Source organism: Klebsiella sp. 1SOBk10mer (assembly GCF_046602535.1).
In the GTDB taxonomy this organism is placed as follows: domain Bacteria; phylum Pseudomonadota; class Gammaproteobacteria; order Enterobacterales; family Enterobacteriaceae; genus Klebsiella; species Klebsiella quasipneumoniae.
Genome location: NZ_JBKIUP010000069.1, coordinates 1 through 357 on the forward strand (window position 1 = coordinate 1; position 357 = coordinate 357).

The window sequence follows — 357 nt, forward strand, 5'->3', positions numbered from 1 at the left end:
ATACGCTGTCTAAAGCGATATATCTCCCGCGAAGTTTACACGTTACTGCGCAATCAAAACAGGCGGATCAACAGTATCCCGATAACAGCTTGACTCTTAGAAGGGCGTCCAGGGCAGTCAATACACAAGCCATGAGTGGCAGTCGTTCCTGAAATCACAAGGCCTGGAGGGGAGCATGAGCCGTCGCGGTAACTGTCACGATAATGCGGTTGCAGAAAGCTTTCTCCAGTTGCTGAAACGCGAACGGGGCTTTGTTGAATAAATCGAACTTTTGCTGAGTTGAAGGATCAGATCACGCATCTTCCCGACAACGCAGACCGTTCCGTGGCAAAGCAAAAGTTCAAAATCACCAACTGG

Annotated in this window: 1 protein-coding gene and 1 pseudogene; both read left to right on the plus strand. The window is 49.3% G+C overall.

The annotated features are described in order from the left end of the window. Positions 1–109 precede the first annotated feature (109 nt). Positions 110–247: pseudogene (locus tag ACLH1I_RS26660) on the plus strand (IS3 family transposase); the annotation flags it as partial. Positions 248–279: 32 nt separating this feature from the next. Further along, on the plus strand, positions 280–357 hold a 78-nt coding region (locus ACLH1I_RS26665; RefSeq protein ID WP_223602338.1), incomplete at its 3' end, for a hypothetical protein.